The organism is Mycolicibacterium iranicum (assembly GCF_002101705.1).
Classification (GTDB): domain Bacteria; phylum Actinomycetota; class Actinomycetes; order Mycobacteriales; family Mycobacteriaceae; genus Mycobacterium; species Mycobacterium iranicum.
On record NZ_LQPC01000047.1, the window covers coordinates 19,809 to 35,381 of the forward strand.

The 15,573-nt window shown below is 66.2% G+C and carries 16 protein-coding genes; 14 read left to right on the forward strand and 2 right to left on the reverse strand.

Annotated features, from left to right (window positions below; genetic code table 11):
* Window positions 1-15 precede the first annotated feature (15 nt).
* A complete protein-coding gene (locus AWC12_RS21260; protein WP_085177346.1) occupies window positions 16-849 on the reverse strand; it encodes a DUF1206 domain-containing protein in 834 nt (277 codons plus the stop codon).
* 138 nt (window positions 850-987) lie between these two features.
* On the opposite strand from AWC12_RS21260, the gene AWC12_RS21265 reads away from it, so the two are divergent.
* From AWC12_RS21265 to AWC12_RS21290, 6 genes are all read left to right on the forward strand, one after another.
* Window positions 988-1,359, forward strand: a complete 372-nt coding sequence (locus tag AWC12_RS21265; protein WP_024447048.1) for a YraN family protein — start codon at window positions 988-990, stop codon at window positions 1,357-1,359.
* On the forward strand, window positions 1,359-2,867 hold the full coding sequence (locus AWC12_RS21270; RefSeq protein ID WP_024447049.1) for a YifB family Mg chelatase-like AAA ATPase: 1,509 nt from the start codon (window positions 1,359-1,361) through the stop codon (window positions 2,865-2,867). The genes AWC12_RS21265 and AWC12_RS21270 overlap by 1 nt, the downstream gene beginning before the upstream one ends.
* On the forward strand, window positions 2,867-3,994 hold the full coding sequence (gene dprA / locus AWC12_RS21275; protein WP_085176812.1) for a DNA-processing protein DprA: 1,128 nt from the start codon (window positions 2,867-2,869) through the stop codon (window positions 3,992-3,994). The genes AWC12_RS21270 and dprA overlap by 1 nt, the downstream gene beginning before the upstream one ends.
* Window positions 3,995-4,057: 63 nt before the next feature.
* Entirely contained in the window at window positions 4,058-4,912 is an 855-nt protein-coding gene (locus tag AWC12_RS21280) for a siderophore-interacting protein (RefSeq protein WP_085176814.1), read from the forward strand.
* Between the two features lie 36 nt (window positions 4,913-4,948).
* Window positions 4,949-6,109, forward strand: a complete 1,161-nt coding sequence (locus AWC12_RS21285) for a lactate 2-monooxygenase (protein ID WP_085176816.1) — start codon at window positions 4,949-4,951, stop codon at window positions 6,107-6,109.
* A gap of 32 nt (window positions 6,110-6,141) precedes the next feature.
* Window positions 6,142-7,080 carry a tyrosine recombinase XerC gene (locus tag AWC12_RS21290; protein ID WP_024447053.1) on the forward strand — a complete coding sequence of 313 codons (939 nt, stop codon included), beginning with the start codon at window positions 6,142-6,144 and terminating at the stop codon, window positions 7,078-7,080.
* 24 nt (window positions 7,081-7,104) lie between these two features.
* On the opposite strand, the gene AWC12_RS21295 is transcribed toward AWC12_RS21290, so the two are convergent.
* Window positions 7,105-7,590, reverse strand: a complete 486-nt coding sequence (locus AWC12_RS21295; protein ID WP_024447054.1) for a murein hydrolase activator EnvC family protein — start codon at window positions 7,588-7,590, stop codon at window positions 7,105-7,107.
* 303 nt (window positions 7,591-7,893) lie between these two features.
* Between AWC12_RS21295 and rpsB the strand changes: the two genes are divergently transcribed.
* The 8 genes from rpsB (at window position 7,894) to AWC12_RS21330 (ending at window position 15,456) form a co-directional block, all read left to right on the forward strand.
* Complete coding sequence (rpsB, locus tag AWC12_RS21300) at window positions 7,894-8,709, forward strand: 30S ribosomal protein S2 (RefSeq protein ID WP_024447055.1); 816 nt, start codon at window positions 7,894-7,896, stop codon at window positions 8,707-8,709.
* A 32-nt stretch (window positions 8,710-8,741) separates the two neighbouring features.
* On the forward strand, window positions 8,742-9,557 hold the full coding sequence (tsf, locus tag AWC12_RS21305) for a translation elongation factor Ts (RefSeq protein WP_085176818.1): 816 nt from the start codon (window positions 8,742-8,744) through the stop codon (window positions 9,555-9,557).
* Between the two features lie 90 nt (window positions 9,558-9,647).
* Window positions 9,648-9,845 (forward strand): hypothetical protein, encoded by a 198-nt coding sequence (locus AWC12_RS30890; RefSeq protein ID WP_133057373.1) that lies wholly within the window; start codon window positions 9,648-9,650, stop codon window positions 9,843-9,845.
* Window positions 9,846-9,902: 57 nt separating this feature from the next.
* Window positions 9,903-11,390: a sugar transferase gene (locus AWC12_RS21310; RefSeq protein WP_024447057.1), complete on the forward strand. Its 1,488-nt coding sequence runs from the start codon at window positions 9,903-9,905 to the stop codon at window positions 11,388-11,390.
* A 55-nt stretch (window positions 11,391-11,445) separates the two neighbouring features.
* Window positions 11,446-12,852, forward strand: coding sequence for an amidase (locus AWC12_RS21315; RefSeq protein ID WP_085176820.1), 1,407 nt, complete (start codon window positions 11,446-11,448; stop codon window positions 12,850-12,852).
* Window positions 12,853-12,998: 146 nt separating this feature from the next.
* Window positions 12,999-14,156, forward strand: coding sequence for an ABC transporter permease (locus tag AWC12_RS21320; RefSeq protein WP_085177348.1), 1,158 nt, complete (start codon window positions 12,999-13,001; stop codon window positions 14,154-14,156).
* Complete coding sequence (locus AWC12_RS21325) at window positions 14,157-14,726, forward strand: ABC transporter permease (protein ID WP_085176822.1); 570 nt, start codon at window positions 14,157-14,159, stop codon at window positions 14,724-14,726.
* Window positions 14,727-14,730: 4 nt separating this feature from the next.
* Window positions 14,731-15,456 carry an ABC transporter ATP-binding protein gene (locus tag AWC12_RS21330; protein ID WP_085176824.1) on the forward strand — a complete coding sequence of 242 codons (726 nt, stop codon included), beginning with the start codon at window positions 14,731-14,733 and terminating at the stop codon, window positions 15,454-15,456.
* Window positions 15,457-15,573: the final 117 nt, after the last annotated feature.

Genomic DNA, 15,573 nt, shown 5'->3' on the forward strand with positions numbered 1-15,573 from the left:
TGTGCCCAGTCGGGTCTACATGCGGCTGTACTTGCTCCGGATGAAGCTGTAGAGGCCGAACGCTGCGATGCCCGCCGCCGCGGCAATCAGCAGGAACTTGCCGAAGGGTGCCTGCCCGAGAGTCTTCACGGCCGAATCGAGACCGGTCGCCTTCGACGGGTCTGCTTGGACCGTGGCGAGGATGACGAGCAGTCCCGCGCCTGCCAGCACAATGCCCTTGGCGACGTAACCCGTAACGCCGATGGCCGTGACGGCTTTGCCGCCCGAGACACGAAGCTCGTCGAGGAACTTCTCCGACGCACCTTTGTAGACGTGGTAGGCGCCGACCGCGGCCACGCCGATACCGACAGCGACCAGCAGCACCTTGCCCCACGTCGACTGCATCAACTGTGCCGACAATCCGGCGTTCTGCTGGGCGTTCGATTGACCGCTGCCCATGGCGAACCGGGCCGCGGAGAACGCGATGGCGAAGTTGACGACCGCGAGTCCGAGAGCCTTCGCCCGCTTCCAGCCGGGCTTGTCGTCACCGTCGCGGGGCTTGGCGCCCATTACCGCCTCGGCGACGTACCAGAGTCCGAGTGCGACGAGGCCCGCCGCGGCGACCCACAGCATGATCGCGCCGCCGGTCTGGCTTCCGAGAGTGGCCAGGGCGCCGGATTGGTCGGCGTTACCGCCTCCGCCTCCGACAAAGGCGAGCCGCGCGATGATGTAGCCGACGAGTAGATGAAGCACACCGCTGGCCGCGAAGCCGACGCGCGCCAGTTTCTCGAAAGCATTGCTGTCGGTCGCGCGGTCGGCGGCGCCGTGTAGCGAGCGCGGCATCGACCCGCCTGGGGTCTGGATGGCCATCATGTCCTCCTGGTCGGCTGATGGTTGCGTGTACCCCGGATTTGACGGCGGTGAAACTGCGTTTCGGCTTGTTGGGGATGAATTCGGGTTTGGGGATGGATCCGGGCCGGCGTCGGGTGGGTTCAGCAGGGTGGCCTCATGACCAGAACAGAGAGCCGCGCCGAGATCGGGGCGTTGGGCGAGCAGCTCGCGGTGGATCACCTGCAGGGTGCGGGGTTGCGTGTGTTGGCCCGCAACTGGCGGTGCCGGTACGGCGAGCTCGACGTGATCGCCGCCGACGACGCTGCGAGTGCCGTGGTGTTCGTGGAGGTGAAGACCCGCACGAGCGATCAGTTCGGCGGCGTCGAGCAGGCCGTGACGGCGGAGAAGGTGCGGCGGCTGCGTCGGCTTGCCGGGCTGTGGTTGGCGCAGCAGAGCAATCGTTGGACAGCGGTGCGCATCGATGTCGTGACTGTCCGCATCGGGCGTCGCCGCAGTCCGGAGATCACGCACATCCAGGGGGTGGGGTGATGGCGCTCGGTAGGGCGTTCTCGGTGGCGATGCGCGGGGTGGAGGGCGAGATCGTCGAGATCGAAGCCGACATCAGTGCGGGGCTTCCCGGGGTGTATCTCGTAGGACTGGCGGACGCGGCGCTGCGGGAGTCCCGCGACCGGGTGCGCGCGGCGATCCACAACTGCAAATTCAGCTGGCCGATGACGCGACTGACCCTGGCGCTGTCACCGGCGACGTTGCCGAAGATGGGCTCGGTCTATGACATAGCACTGGCCTCTGCGGTGCTCTCGGCGCAGGTCAAGAAGCCGTGGCCGCGACTGGAGAAGACAGTGCTGCTCGGTGAGCTCGCCCTCGACGGGCGGGTGCGGCCGGTCAATGGTGTGTTGCCGGCGGTGCTTGCCGCCCAGAGTCGGGGCTGGGCCGCGGCGGTGGTCCCGATCGACAACCTCGCCGAGGCGAGCTTGGTCGAGGGTATCGAGGTGTGGGGAGTTCGCAGCCTCGGCCAGTTGCAGGCCTGGCTGGTGGGCAAGGGTGACTTGGAAGAGCGCGTCGACAGTACCGACCAGGCTCCGGAAACGACAGCGGATCTCGCCGATGTGGTCGGGCAGACGCAAGCACGCTATGCGGTGGAGGTGGCTGCTGCCGGAGGGCACAACTTGTTGATGAAGGGTCCGCCCGGTGTGGGGAAAACCATGTTGGCGCAACGACTTCCCGGACTGCTGCCACCGTTGTCGATGGCAGAGTCGCTGGAGGTCACCGCCATCCATTCGGTGGCCGGAGTGTTGACCGGCGACGCCCCGCTGATCACCCGTCCACCGTTCGTCGCACCGCATCACACCTCCAGTGTGGCCGCGCTTGTCGGCGGCGGGCCGGGGATGGCGCGCCCAGGAGCGGTCAGCCGCGCCCACCGTGGCGTCCTGTTCCTCGACGAGTTCGCAGAGATCAATACGAATGCGCTGGAGGCGCTGCGAACACCGCTGGAGGACGGCGAGATCCGGCTCGCACGCCGCGACGGCGTCGCGCGCTACCAATGCCGGATTCAACTGGTGCTGGCTGCCAATCTCTGCCCGTGTGCCCCGCCCGACCCACGGGACTGCGTGTGCGGGGCGGCCGAGAAACGCCGCTACCGGACGAAGCTGTCGGGGCCTCTCGTCGACCGAGTCGACCTTCGCGTCGAGATGCACCCATCGCGGGAAGGAACGTTCAACGACCAGGAGGGGGAGCCGACTGCTGTTGTCCGCGAACGGGTTCTGGCCGCCCGAGCTGCGGCAACAGAACGCTGGCGGCCGTACGGCATCAGAACCAACGCCGAAGTCAGCGGCGCACTTCTGCGCCGAAAGTTTGCGCTGAGCAGCGACGCGATGAAACCGCTGCGTACCGCGGTGGACCGCGGGTCGTTGAGCATTCGCGGCATGGATCGCACTGTGCGGGTCGCTTGGACTCTCTGCGATCTCGTCGGTCGGACCTCGCCGAACAAGGCTGACGTCGCGACAGCAATGAGCTTTCGGCAAGTGGGGGGCTTCTGATGGACGAGACGACGCGCCGGGCTTGGGCATATGTGTCCAGGGTCGCCGAGCCGCCGAACCGACTCCTCGCCGACTTGGTGGCAAGAGAAGGGGTCGTGGCCGCTGCCGAGCGTATCCGGTGCAGGCAGGTCGAAACCAAACTGCTTCGCGCCACCGAAGCCCGCCACGAACTCGACTGCACGGCAGCAGATCTCGATGTACTCGACCGAATGGGTGGCCGCCTGCTCACCGAGGATGACGACGAGTGGCCCCACCTGGCGTTCATGGCCTTTCGCTCCGCCGACCACGAGAAACGGCCACACGCCCTTTCTCCGCTGGTGCTTTGGGCGTCGGGGCCGTCGCTGCTGTGCGACATTGCCGACCGCAGCGCCGCCATCGTCGGGACACGAGCGGCCACCCCGTACGGCGAGTATGTGGCCGCCGACCTCGCTGCGGGATTGGTCGAGCGTGATGTCGCGGTGGTGTCGGGCGGTGCGTACGGCATCGACGGCGCTGCGCATCGCGCCACGTTGGCTTCGGAGGGCGAGACGGTGGCTGTGCTTGCCGCTGGGCTCGATGTGCCCTATCCCGCGGGGCATTCCGCCTTGCTTCACAGGATTGGCAGGCACGGTCTTGTCGTCAGCGAGTATCCACCCGGGACGCGGCCGACGCGTCGACAGTTCCTGACCCGCAACCGCCTCGTGGCAGCGCTGGGCAAGGCGACAGTGGTGGTCGAGGCAGGAGTCCGCAGCGGAGCGGCGAACACCGCCGCCTGGGCCGAGGCACTCGGGCGAAGCGTGTGCGCAGTCCCCGGGCCGATCACGTCGTCGGCGTCGGTGGGCTGCCACGTCCTGATCCGTGAGGAGAAAGCCATTCTTGTCACCCGTGCCGACGAGGTCGTCGAACTGGTCGGAATGGTCGGCGAGCTCGCACCCGATCGAGGTCGCCCCGAGTGTGAAGTCGACGAGCTCAGCAGCGAGGAACTCATGGTGTACGAGGCACTGCCCGGGCGCGGTGCGCGCAGTGTGGAACAGATTGCCGTCACCGCCGGAATGCCCGCGACGGAGGTGCTCGGACCGCTGACCATGTTGAATGTGCGTGGCCTCGCCATTCAGGAGGAGGGTTGCTGGAAGCTGGCAAAACGCTAGGAGCCTGTGAACGGGTCGACGCTCGTATAGTCGAGCCCGAAGCTACGCAGTGGAGGAAACGAAGTGGCAGGACGTCCCGTGCACACCTTCGAGGTTGTGCGTACCGAGCAGCTGACCCCGCATGTGATTCGGGTTGTGCTCGGCGGCAATGGGTTCGACACATTCAAGCCCAACGACAACACCGACTCGTACGTCAAGTTGGTCTTCGTCGACGACGACATCGACGTCAGCTCGCTGACCTCTTTCGGACGCGCGCTGACCCTCGACAGTTTCAACGAGCTGCCGGCCGAGAAGCGGCCCACCGTACGCACCTACACGGTCCGCCACGCCGATACGGACCGGCGGGAGATCACCATCGATTTCGTGGTCCACGGGGAGCACGGAGTTGCCGGACCGTGGGCGGCGTCGGCGACACCGGGTCAGCGCCTTTTTGTGATGGGTCCCAGCGGGGCCTACTCGCCCGATCCGCAGGCCGACTGGCATCTGCTCGCCGGTGACGAATCCGCCGTGCCCGCAATCAGCACCGCGTTGGAAGCCTTGCCGGACAACGCGATCGGCAAGGTGTTCATCGAGGTCGCCGGCCCTGAAGATCAGATCGAGCTCACCGCGCCTGGCGGGGTCGAGGTGTCGTGGATCTACCGCGGCGGGCGCGCCGACCTGGTGGCCGAGGACAGTGCCGGCGACCACGCGCCATTGATCACCGCGGTCAAGGAGTCGGCGTGGCTGCCCGGTCAGGTGCAGGTCTTCATCCACGGCGAGGCCCAGGCCGTCATGCACAACCTGCGGCCCTACATCCGCAAGGAACGCGGCATCGATGCGAAGTGGGCGTCCTCGATCTCGGGCTATTGGCGGCGCGGCCGCACCGAGGAGACGTTCCGCGAATGGAAGCGCGAACTCGCGGAGGCGGAATCGAAATAGCTCGGTTGGCAACCGGTCGATGGCAGGCTGACGTCCATGACCTTCGGTAACTACCAGCTCGAGATCTACCTGCAAGGCCTCTCCGGCGTCATGCCGGCGTTTCCCATGGACTACGCCAGCTGGGAAGCCAAAGCCGAGGCGGCCATGGCTCCGTCGGTCTGGTCGTATGTCGCGGGCGGCGCCGGTGACGAGAACACCCAGCGAAGCAATCGCACCGCCTTCGATCGGTGGGGTCTGATGCCGAGAATGATGGTCGGCGCCAAGGATCGCGACCTGACGGTCGATCTGTTCGGCATGAAGCTGCCCTCCCCGATCTTCATGGCACCCGTCGGCGTCGCGGGCATCTGCTCGCAGAGCGGGCACGGCGACCTCGAGGCCGCTCGGGCAGCCGCCCGCACCGGCGTGCCGATGATGGTCTCGACGCTGACCGAGGACCCGATCGAGGACGTCGCCGCGGAGTTCGGGGACACCCCGGGCTTCTTCCAGCTGTACACCCCAACCGACCGCGATCTGGCGGCCAGCTTCGTCCACCGCGCGGAAGCGGCCGGCTACAAGGGGCTCGTCGTCACCCTCGACACATGGATCCCCGGCTGGCGCCCCCGCGATCTGTCCACCGCGAACTTCCCCCAGCTTCGCGGCCGCTGCCTGTCCAATTACACAAGCGACCCGGTGTTCCGCGGCCTGCTCACCCAACCGCCCGAGGAGAACCCACAGGCAGCAGTCCTGCAATGGGCAGGACTCTTCGGCAATCCGCTGACCTGGGACGACCTTCCATGGCTGAGGTCACTGACCGATCTCCCGCTGCTGCTCAAAGGCATCTGCCACCCCGACGACGTACGGCGCGCCAAAGACGGCGGCGTCGACGGCATCTACTGCTCTACCCACGGCGGACGCCAGGCCAACGGGGGACTGCCCGCGATCGACTGCCTGCCCGGCGTGGTCGAGGCTGCCGACGGGCTGCCGGTGCTGTTCGACTCGGGCATCCGCAGCGGCGCCGACATCATCAAGGCGCTCGCGCTGGGCGCCACCGCGGTCGGCATCGGCAGGCCCTACGCCTACGGGCTCGCCTTCGGCGGGGAGGACGGGCTCGTCCACGTACTGCGATCATTGCTTGCCGAGACAGACCTGATCATGGCCGTCGACGGGTATCGGTCGCTGGCGGATCTCACTCCGGACACAGTGCGGCGCGTCCTCTAGAACCTCTCCTGGCGGTCTGCGACCGTAGCCGCGTGGAGACCGGCAGGCAGCAGCGCAGCGACCGGGTGCTCGATTGCCACCTCGAGGCGTTCGACGAGTACCTGGCGTTGGAACGTGGCCGCTCGGAGCACACACGCCGTGCCTACCTGGGCGATCTGCGATCGCTGCTCGATTTCGTCGCCGAGCGGGATCCTGCCGCCGGTCTGGGCGGTCTGACGCTGCCGATGCTGCGGTCATGGCTGGCAGGCCAGGCGGGAGCGGGGGCCGCCCGATCGACGCTGGCCCGCCGCACCTCGTCGGTCAAGACCTTCACCGCGTGGGCGCTGCGCCGCGGTCTGATCGACCACGATCCCGCGGCCCGGCTGCAGGTCCCCAAAGCCCGCCGCACCCTGCCTGCGGTGTTGCGGCAGGATCAGGCGATCGACGCCATGGACGCCGCGAAAAGCGGTGCGCAGGAAGGTGATCCACTCGCGCTGCGGGACCGTCTGATCGTGGAGATGCTGTACGCGACGGGCATCCGCGTCAGTGAGCTGTGCGGGCTCGACATCGACGACGTCGACTCGTCCCGGCGACTGCTGCGCGTACTGGGCAAGGGCAACAAGCAGCGCACCGTGCCCTACGGCCAGCCGGCGCAGGCCGCGCTGACCGCTTGGTTGGCCGACGGCAGGCCAAAGCTTGTCACGGCGGCCTCAGACGCTGCGCTGCTCCTCGGTGCCCGCGGCGGAAGGTTGGATCCCCGTCAGGCGCGCACCGTCGTGCACCAGACGATGGCCGCTGTCACCGGTGCCCCCGACATCGGTCCGCACGGACTGCGCCACAGCGCGGCCACCCACCTCCTCGAAGGCGGTGCCGACCTGCGGGTGGTGCAGGAATTGCTGGGCCACTCGACCCTCGCCACCACGCAGCTCTACACCCACGTCTCCGTGGCGCGGCTGCGGGCGGTGCACGACCAGGCCCATCCGCGCGCATGAGTCGTCTTCGGTGCCCGGGTTTCCCTAGCTGACCGGCTTCAGGCGGATCGGCGTCGCCGCCAGTAGTCCCAGCGGGTCGACGTAGTCGGCCCGCGATGCCGGTCCCCACATCGCACCCCAATGTAGGCAGGCTGCCGCCGCGCAGCCCGCATGTCCGGCCATCAGTTCACCCAAATATGCACCGCCCGCCACCGTTTGGCCGCGCCGCACCGCAGGCTGGACGGGCTCATAGGTGGTGCGCAGGCCACCCGGGTGAGCGACCGACACGAGAGTCCGGCCCGCCAACTCGCCGGCGAACACCACCGTTCCCGCGCCTGCGGCGTACACCGGCTGACCTGCAGCCCCTGCCAAATCCACGCCGCGGTGCCCGGGTCGCCAGTTGGGGGATGGGCCGTCGAACTGGCGCGACACCGCCGGGCGGGGACGCAACGGCCAATCGAGGCGTCCGTCGGCCGACGCGGGGGCTGCACTCAGTAGCATCGACACCGCCGCGAGGGCGAAAATCCGCATTCGACCAGTTCAGCGGACGTCGCCCCTGAGGAGAAAGCCCCGCGACGTCGCCTGGGGATGGCTGGTCAGGGTGGTAAAAGCACCTGTTTTGAGCGTGTAAACTCCTACGCGCAGCTCGTTAACTCGAGCTGACTTCGCGCGTCTGCGTCACGGACCCACTGGTCCGTTACCTCGTATGCCGGGCGGTCCCGCCTCACCGGGTCAGATTTCTCGGGGGTCGGGTCCGGCATCGAAGCAGTCGCCAGGGCTCGGCGTCACCCGTCGCCGCGCGTCAACCGACAACATAAAGAGGTATGGCCAATCATGGCTGTAGTCACCATGAAGCAGCTGCTCGACAGCGGCACCCACTTCGGGCATCAGACCCGTCGCTGGAACCCCAAGATGAAGCGGTTCATCTTCACCGACCGCAACGGCATCTACATCATCGATCTGCAGCAGACGCTGACCTACATCGACAAGGCCTACGAATTCGTGAAGGAAACCGTCGCGCACGGCGGCACCATCATGTTCGTCGGCACCAAGAAGCAGGCGCAGGAATCCATTGCCGAAGAGGCGACCCGCGTCGGCATGCCCTATGTGAACCAGCGCTGGCTGGGCGGCATGCTGACCAACTTCTCCACCGTGCACAAGCGTCTGCAGCGCCTCAAGGAACTTGAGGCCATGGAGCAGACCGGTGGGTTCGAGGGTCGCACCAAGAAGGAAATCCTGATGCTGACCCGCGAGAAGAACAAGCTCGAGCGCAGCCTCGGTGGTATCCGCGACATGCAGAAGGTGCCGTCGGCGATCTGGGTCGTCGACACCAACAAGGAGCACCTCGCGGTTGCCGAGGCCCGCAAGCTGAACATCCCGATCATCGCGATCCTGGACACCAACTGCGATCCCGACCTCGTCGACTACCCGATCCCGGGCAACGACGACGCCATCCGTTCGGCCGCGCTGCTGACCAAGGTCGTTGCCTCCGCCGTCGCGGAGGGCCTGCAGGCCCGCGCCGGTGCAGGCTCCGACAAGTCGGAGGCCGAAGCTGCCGAGCCGCTCGCCGAGTGGGAGCAGGAGCTGCTCGCGGGCGCCACCACGTCCGCACCCGATGCGGGCGAGGCCACAACCGAACAGTCCTCCTGATCTTTTGCGACGTCTTTTAAAGGAAAGGCTTCATGGCTAACTACACCGCTGCCGACGTCAAACGCCTGCGTGAACTGACCGGCGCCGGAATGCTGGACTCGAAGAACGCGCTGGTCGAGGCCGAGGGTGACTTCGATAAGGCTGTCGAACTGCTGCGCATCAAGGGCGCCAAGGATGTCGGGAAGCGCGCCGAGCGCGCCACCGCCGAGGGCCTGGTCGCCGCCAAGGACGGAGCTCTCATCGAGCTGAACTCCGAGACCGACTTCGTCGCCAAGAACGCGGAGTTCCAGGCGGCCGCCGATCAGATCGTCGCCGCCGCGGCAGCCGCCAAGGCGACCGATGTGGAGGCCCTCAAGGCCGCCAAGCTCGGTGACACGACGGTCGAGCAGGCCATCGCCGACCTGTCGGCCAAGATCGGCGAGAAGCTCGAACTGCGTCGTGCCACGTACTTCGACGGACAGGTCGAGACCTACCTGCACAAGCGGTCGGCCGACCTGCCGCCCGCCGTGGGTGTTCTGGTCGAGTACACGGGTGACGACAAGTCGGCTGCGCACGCGGTCGCCCTGCAGATCGCCGCGCTGAAGGCCAAGTACCTCACCCGTGAGGACGTTCCCGAGGACATCGTCGCCAACGAGCGGCGTATCGCCGAGGAGACGGCCCGCAACGAGGACAAGCCCGAGCAGGCGTTGCCGAAGATCATCGAAGGCCGCGTGACGGGCTTCTACAAGGACGTCGTGCTGCTCGATCAGCCGTCGGTGTCCGACAACAAGAAGACCGTCAAGGCCCTGCTTGACGAGGCCGGTGTCACCGTGACGCGGTTTGCCCGCTTCGAGGTCGGCCAGGCCTGATCTCCACCCTTCGCGAAGCCCCCGAGACCTTGGTCTCGGGGGCTTCGTTTATCGGCCCTGATTTCGTGCGCGATATGGACAAACTCGACCGTGGCAGATCAAGAAAACGCCGCGCCGCGCCGCTTCTATTTGCTTTACCGTAAGGCCAGTGGGTATGTGGCCGTCAAAGACTGTTTTTCTGGAGAACAGCACTTTGCCGTGCGCCGGAGAGTGATCCTTTGGCAAATTGTGCAGCTAATCAATTTCACCCGTTGGCGACCTTCTGAAATCGCCAATTGCCGTCCGTGAACGCAGTCCAGAGTTAATCTTCTTCCATGATGGGGTGCGCAAACTGTTCTGGTCACGGTGACCAACACGGTTGATACGGCCCGCACGGCAAATTCAGTTGTCAGCGGGGGAACGCCGGCAGTAGCTCCGGTCGAGAGCGATCAGCTACATAAACACAAGGCCTGGGAGCCGTACCTGGGTGCGCTGATCGATTTGTCGACGGCGTCGCTGGCGGTGGCGCTCGGGATGACCTGGGCAAGCTCTGACCAGTTGACCCTGCCTCCGACCTGGATGCTCTGTTTTTTCGCGCCGACGGTCGTTGGCATCGCTGCCCTTCGAGGCTTGTACCGCCGCTCGCTCAAACGCACTTTCCTCGATGAGCTGCCCACGATCGAGGCCGTGGTTGCTTTGTCGGCCATGCTGCTGTTGAGCGGCCTGGTTCTCAACCCCTTGATCGAAGGCTCGCGGGGCAGTGCCGTGGCCAGGATGTGGATGTGCGCCGCGGTCGTTATTCCGCTGGGTCGCCTCCTGTGGATCGCCATCAAGAACCACCACTACCGCCACAACCGGATGACGGCCCCGACGTTGATTGTGGGCAACGGCCGGGTCGCCGCCAAGGTAGTCGATCGACTCAACATCACGCCGGAGTACGGACTCCAACCCATCGGGATCATCGACGACGAGATCCCGATGATGGGGATCGACCGCGACCAGCCCGCCACCATTCCGTATTTGGGCCGATTGGAGATGCTCGACGAAGTCATCACTCGGACCGGCGCCGAGTGCATGATCGTCGCGTTCTCTCGGACGAGAGACGAAGCCATCACCGCGGCGGTCAAGGTGGCACATCAGCGCGGTGTGACCGTGTGGATTGTCCCGCGGATTTACGACACCGTCGGAGTGCACGCCCACATCGAGCACATCGGCGGGCTGCCCCTGATTGCGGTGCCGCGCACGGATCCGCGCAGTTGGCAGTTCGCCGCCAAGCACCTCTCCGACCGATTCTTCGCGACTGTGGGCCTGTTGTTGATCTCCCCCTTCTTCCTCACCCTGATGCTGCTTGTGCGGCTCAGTTCCCCCGGGCCGATCTTCTTCAGCCAGCCGCGAATCGGCCGCGACGGGCGCGAGTTCGGCTGCCTCAAATTCCGCTCGATGCGACCGCCGCGGGACACCGACGCCTCATTCGTACGTTCGGACACCTCGGCCCCGGGCGGGGTCGAGGGCGAAGACCGCCGCACACCGATCGGCAAGATCCTGCGGGCCACCTCGATGGACGAGTTACCTCAGCTGATCAATGTGATCAGGGGGGAGATGAGCCTGGTCGGTCCGCGGCCGGAGCGTCCCGAGTACGTCGATCTGTTCAACGTTCAGATCGCGCGCTACGGCGATCGCCACCGCGTCAAGGCGGGAATCACGGGATGGGCTCAGGTGCACGGCCTTCGGGGGCAGACATCGATCGCCGACCGTGCGGAATGGGACAACTTCTACATCGAGAACTGGTCGCTGTGGCTCGACTGGAAGATTCTCGCGATGACCGTCGGCGCGGTATTGCGCCGCGCGGAGTGAATTCCCTGCTGAGGGGCGCGCCTGCAACGCGGTACGCTTTGGTACCGTCGGATGGATGGATCGCATTGACGCCTTCGCCGACGACGCTCTGGGAGATCTCGACGCGGTCGGTCTGGTTGCCGCGCTGAGTGCCGGGTCGGTCTCGGCGGCCGAGGTCGTCGACGCCGCGATCGCCCGCACCGAGAAGGTCAATCCCGCACTGAACGGGTTGGCACATGAGGCCTTCGAACGGGCCCGGGTGCGCGGCGGGCTTCGTCATCCCTACGGCGGCTTCTTCGATGGGGTGCCCTCCTTCATCAAGGACAATGTCGCCGTCGCAGATATGCCGACGATGAGGGGAACCGACGCATGGGATCCGGTTCCCGCGTCCGGGGACGGTGACTTCGCGAAAGCGTTTCTGGCGACCGGCGTGGTGCCCATCGGGAAAACGCGAATGTCGGAGTTCGGGTTCAGTGCCGCCGCTGAGCATCCCCGACTCGGGCCGGTGCGCAATCCCTGGAACACCGAGCACACCGCCGGGGCGTCCTCGTCGGGTTCGGGTGCCTTCGTGGCAGCCGGCGTCGTGCCGATCGCCCACGCCAACGACGGCGGCGGATCAATCCGAATTCCCGCCTCCTGCAACGGACTCGTCGGTCTCAAGCCCTCACGGGGCAGGCTTCCCCTAGACAGCGACATGCGTCAGATGCCGCTCCGAATCGTCGCCAACGGCGTCGTGACCCGTTCGGTTCGCGACACTGCGGCCTTCTATCGTGAGATCGAGAAGGTCTCGGCCAACCCGAAGCTGCCGCCGATCGGGGACATCGCAGCGCCCAGTCCACGGCGCATGCGCATCGCGGTATGCACCAGCTCGATAATTCGCGAGTCGAGCCCGGAGGTGCGGGAGTTGACGCTGCGCACTGCGTCGCTGCTCGAACGACTCGGCCATCGAATCGAGATCATCGACAACCCGATTCCGGCGCGTTTCATCGACGACTTCCTGCTCTACTGGTCGTTTCTCGCCTTCGCGTTGATCAAGGGCGGCCGCCGGAGCTTCGGGCCCACTTTCGACCGCGAGCGGCTCGACAATCTCTCACTGGGCCTCCACGATTGGGCCGGGCGCAACCTGCATCGCGTACCGCTGGCGATCGTCAGGTTGCAACGCATCCGACGGATCACGTCGCGGCTGTATTCGACATACGACGCGCTCCTGACGCCGACGCTGGCCGACGTTCCGCCACCCGTCGGCCACCTGGATCCGACATCGTCATACCAACAAATCATCGACCGGCTCGTCGACTGGGTGGCGTTCACGCCGCTGCAGAATGCCACTGGTGAGCCGGCGATCTCGCTGCCCCTCGCGCAATCCGCGGCGGGCCTGCCGGTGGGCATGATGTTCGCCGCCGGCGTCGGCGACGAGGCACGCCTTCTGCAACTCGCCTACGAGCTCGAAGAGGCGCAGCCGTGGCCTCGGATTCAGTCATAGCGGTCATCAGCTCCTCGACTTTCTCTCGGCTACGACGAAATCCGTAGCGGCACCGACACATCGAAGTAACGTCGCCGCGGTTTCGTTAACGCCACCGAGACCGTGGGTGGCGGCCGGTGAAACGTTTCGGTCCGAGCATCGCCGTTGTGGAGACCACAGCGCGGGCAGGATCGCCGCCGATCGCGCCTTCGACTGGGAACACCTTCGGGTGCCTGGTCCGATTCGCGCTGGCGAACATCCGGCGCCGCCCGGAACGATTCGTGCTGTCCGTCCTCGGCATCGCGTTGGCGATCGCGTGCGTTACGGTCGTTCGCGCGATCTCGGCCGGATTCGCGGCCACCGGAGAGGCGTCGATCACCGATGTGCTTGGGGGACAACAGTTATGGGTGGTGCCCGCGGCCGGGGTGCACTACGACCCCGACGTCGAGTCCATTGTCGTCGGCGGTCCGGCACCGGCCATCACCATCCCCGAGGGCTGGACGGCGACCCGCACACTGTCCGGTGTGATCGACGTCGACGGCCGGCCAGTGTCGCTGCGTGGCAGCAACGAGTTGGCGGCCGAGCAGGCGGTGCTCAGCCCGGCCCTCGCCGACCGACTGGACTTGGCTGCGGGCTCGCAGGTGCAGGTCGGCGGGCAACGCCTGGTGGTCACGGTCAGCGGCGACGGTCAATCGTTGACGGTGCCGACTTCGGCGGCTCAGGCGGTCGTCGGTGACAACGGCTGGTGGACGGTGGTTGCTCCGCCTGGAGAGCAACAGCGCCGCGATCTCGGTCAAAGCTTCGGTGCGGCAGTCGGTCTGCCGTTCAGCACGGATCCGTCGATGCAACCGGACCCACGAGGCGCCGGCCTGATCTACGACACCGTCGGCGGCTCCAGCCCACTGTCCTTCGAGCAGCGCTACTCTGCGCTGTTCTCCGGCAAGGTGACTGGTTCCACTCTCGGCATGATCTCGATGGTGGGCCTGGGACTCGGCTTCGTCATCGCGGTGTCCTCGTTCCTCGCGGCCGTCACCGAGCGGCGACGCGAGTTCGGCATCATGTCCAGCATCGGCCTCGCCGACGAAGTCCTGTACTTCTTCCTCGTCGAATCCGCGCTGGTGTTCGTGACGGCCTATGCGGTCGGGGTCGCCGGGGCGGGAATTGCTGTCGCTCTGGTGATTCCGGGTATCGCGTCGCTTTCGTCCTGGCTGCAGGGCGCGGCGCTGACCGCGATGTTCCTGCCGGCCATGGCCATTGTTGGTGCACTGATTCCGGTTCACCGACTCCTGCAGCAGAAGCCGGTCGAACTGTTGGGGGGCCGATAGATGAGCATCGGCAAAGGATTGTCCTACGGATGGCTCGCCACCCGGCGACGACTCGGGGAGATGGTGCTCCCCGTATTCACGACCGCCACCGGTGCGCTGCTGGTGGTCCTGGTGTTCGGGATGTCCGACGGAATCCGCACCCAGTCGGCCTCTTTGGGACATGCCGATGAGATCGCCCGCGCCGTGGTGCTGATCGCAGTGACGGTTCTTCTCGTCGGCGTGGCAGAAGTCGCCGTGGCGACCACCCGAACGGTGGCCCACCGCACCCGCGAACTCGGCGTGCTTGCCGCCAATGGGGTGCCCCGGGCGCCCGTCGTGGCAGCACTGCTGGTCGAACCGGTGATCGCCGGAATGCTCGGGGCGCTCGCCGGCGCACTGCTGGCGTTCGTCAGCGGCGTCGTCCTGGCGCTGACCGGCGTTGTGGCCACCGGGGTGTCCTATGGCGGGCTGGCGTTCGGTGCGGGCACCGCAGTCGTCGTCAGTATCGTGGCTGCACTGGCCACCAGCATTCTGCCCACCTGGAAGGCCGCATCTCGATCGCCCATCCATTCGCTCGCCTCTGGAGGTTGATCCCATGACCACGCTCGACGAAACATCCGGAGCCGCAGCCGAAACCGAGATGAGTACCGGACCGGTGATCGAGATCTCCGACGTCTGGAAGCTGCACAAGCTCGGCGATGAGGTCGTCAAGGCGCTCATGGCCGCCGAGTTGACCGTCATGCCCGGCGAATTCGTGTGCCTCATGGGCCCCAGCGGTAGCGGAAAGTCCACCCTGCTTAACATCATCGGGGGACTGGATCGGCCGACCAAAGGTACCGTCAAGATCGCGGGCCAAGACACCTCGGCGCTGACCGAAAGTCAGTACGCGGCCTTGCGGCACGACACCATCGGCTTCATCTTCCAGAGCTACAACCTGATTCCGTTCCTGTCGGCGGTCGAAAACGTCGAGCTTCCACTGATGTTCGAGCCCTACGATCGGAAGTCGCTGCGCAAGCGAGCCGTCGAGCTTCTGGAGCTGGTCGGGCTCGGGCATCGCATCAACCATCAACCGACCAAGATGTCGGGTGGGGAGCAGCAGCGGACGGCGATCGCGCGGTCGTTGATCAGCAATCCGACCCTTGTCCTCGCCGACGAGCCCACAGCCAACCTCGACCACCGCACGGGGGAGACGGTGGTGCGCATGTTGCGCGACCTGTGCTCGACCATGGGAGTCACCGTGGTCGCGAGCACCCACGACCCCACGGTGGCCGACGAAGCGAGCCGTGTCGTCCGGATGAAAGACGGACAGATCGTCAACTGACCAACACTGCTGATTTCCAACACTTGTGGGAGAACGCATGACACAGACGGAGCCCGTGCCGACCGCGGACCCAGGTAGAACTGTCGGCTCAGCCGACCCAGGTAGAACTGTCGGCTC

Bases quoted from the DNA above. Each gene is read 5' to 3' on its own strand.
- AWC12_RS21260 (WP_085177346.1), bottom strand. From the start codon at position 849: ATGGCCATCCAGACCCCAGGCGGGTCGATGCCGCGCTCGCTACACGGC.
- AWC12_RS21265 (WP_024447048.1), top strand. From the start codon at position 988: ATGACCAGAACAGAGAGCCGCGCCGAGATCGGGGCGTTGGGCGAGCAG.
- AWC12_RS21270 (WP_024447049.1), top strand. From the start codon at position 1,359: ATGGCGCTCGGTAGGGCGTTCTCGGTGGCGATGCGCGGGGTGGAGGGC.
- dprA (WP_085176812.1), top strand. From the start codon at position 2,867: ATGGACGAGACGACGCGCCGGGCTTGGGCATATGTGTCCAGGGTCGCC.
- AWC12_RS21285 (WP_085176816.1), top strand. From the start codon at position 4,949: ATGACCTTCGGTAACTACCAGCTCGAGATCTACCTGCAAGGCCTCTCC.
- AWC12_RS21295 (WP_024447054.1), bottom strand. From the start codon at position 7,590: ATGCGGATTTTCGCCCTCGCGGCGGTGTCGATGCTACTGAGTGCAGCC.
- rpsB (WP_024447055.1), top strand. From the start codon at position 7,894: ATGGCTGTAGTCACCATGAAGCAGCTGCTCGACAGCGGCACCCACTTC.
- tsf (WP_085176818.1), top strand. From the start codon at position 8,742: ATGGCTAACTACACCGCTGCCGACGTCAAACGCCTGCGTGAACTGACC.
- AWC12_RS21315 (WP_085176820.1), top strand. From the start codon at position 11,446: ATGGATCGCATTGACGCCTTCGCCGACGACGCTCTGGGAGATCTCGAC.
- AWC12_RS21325 (WP_085176822.1), top strand. From the start codon at position 14,157: ATGAGCATCGGCAAAGGATTGTCCTACGGATGGCTCGCCACCCGGCGA.
- AWC12_RS21330 (WP_085176824.1), top strand. From the start codon at position 14,731: ATGACCACGCTCGACGAAACATCCGGAGCCGCAGCCGAAACCGAGATG.